Annotated in this window: 1 protein-coding gene; it reads left to right on the top strand. The window is 31.8% G+C overall.

Annotated elements, in window-relative coordinates:
* Window positions 1-391: 391 nt before the first annotated feature.
* The gene (gene chrA, locus GOQ24_RS09900) at window positions 392-1,516 is read left to right on the top strand and encodes a chromate efflux transporter (protein WP_155091425.1); all 1,125 of its coding nucleotides are present in this window, start codon (window positions 392-394) and stop codon (window positions 1,514-1,516) included.
* Window positions 1,517-1,585: the final 69 nt, after the last annotated feature.

Here is a 1,585-nt window from a genome sequence, read left to right as displayed (position 1 = left end):
AAGTACTATCTATGTATAGGCAAATTTAGAATAAAAATGACTCTCTTAGGGAATTTAATTAAAAAAGAGATTTTCACGTAAGCATAAACTATAATAGTTTTTAAATCAAGATTCAGAATTACTGTTATTTGAAATTAAAAATATAGTTGTTATATATCTCATAAATACAGATAAGCAACAGATTATTATCTAATCTCCTTTTAAAACCAATTACTTTAGTAAAGAGAGCACGTTTCTTTTTACATACAAAAAGTACAAGTTCAAAAGCAAGTCTATAATTAATATTCACATAACCCTTGGTTATTAGATTATCATTAGTTTTATACCAATTCATACAACTTAATAACTTAGAATACGTCGATTGTAGTAAAGACTAAAATTAGAAAGCAATATGTCAGAAAAAGTAAGCTTAAAAGAAATAGCCATAGTATTTACAAAACTGGGATTTATTGGTTTTGGCGGTCCTGCTGCTCATATTGCAATGATGAGAGAGGAAGTCGTTGTACAAAGAAAGTGGATGAATGAACAACACTTCTTAGATCTACTAGGGGCTACCAATTTAATCCCTGGTCCTAACAGTACAGAAATGGCCATTCATATTGGCTATGACAAAGCGGGTTGGAAAGGCCTTATAATTGCAGGGCTGTGTTTTATTCTTCCTGCTGTTTCTCTAACGGGTGTACTCGCCTATTTTTATAAACTATATGGACAATTACCACATATACAACCTTTAATATACGGAATTAAACCCGCAATTATAGCCATTATGCTTGGAGCTGTTTTTCCTCTAGCTAAAAAATCAATAACCTCCTCCTTTTTAGCCTTTTTAGGATTAATCGTTCTAACAGCCTCTTTACTAGGTGTTAATGAAATCATTTTATTGTTTGGGGCTGGAATTTTAGCCTATGCTTTGTTTTATATAAATATTATAAGGCAAAATACTTTACAAAGTTTTATACTACTACCTTTGTTACTTAGCATACAAAGTACGTTTTTCAACACAACCAATCGGCAGCTATTTTGGATTTTTCTCAAAATCGGGGCTATACTTTATGGTAGTGGTTATGTTCTATTTGCCTTTTTAGATACAGAACTAGTTCAAACAGGATTACTAACAAGAGAACAACTGATGGATGCTATAGCTGTAGGGCAATTCACCCCTGGACCAGTTTTCTCTTCTGTTACTTTTATTGGTTATCAAATTAATGATTTATCAGGAGCTCTTTTATCAACCTTAGCGATTTTTTTACCTTCGTTTGTTCTAGTAGCTTTAATCAATCCGATGATGAAAAAACTGCGCAATTCAAAAGGATTATCTGTCTTTTTAGATGCAGTTAATGTTGCTTCTGTGGCTTTGATTATCGCCGTTTGTGTATTGATGACTAGAGATACTTTAATTAGCTGGCAACCCCTTGTTATTGCTCTTCTAAGTTGTATAGTGGTTTTTAAATTTAAAAAAGTAAATAGTGCTTTTATTGTTTTAGGTGGGGCATTATTGGGTTATATTCTCTTTTAACTTTTAACTTTTCATTTTTCTTATAATTCTAGATACACAGGATTTGAATCTACTTCGTCCACCTAAGAT

Source organism: Myroides sp. LoEW2-1 (assembly GCF_009767705.1).
In the GTDB taxonomy this organism is placed as follows: Bacteria; Bacteroidota; Bacteroidia; order Flavobacteriales; family Flavobacteriaceae; genus Flavobacterium; species Flavobacterium album_A.
The sequence above is the reverse complement of the archived record's forward strand: the minus strand, read 5'-3'. Positions and strand labels throughout refer to the sequence as shown.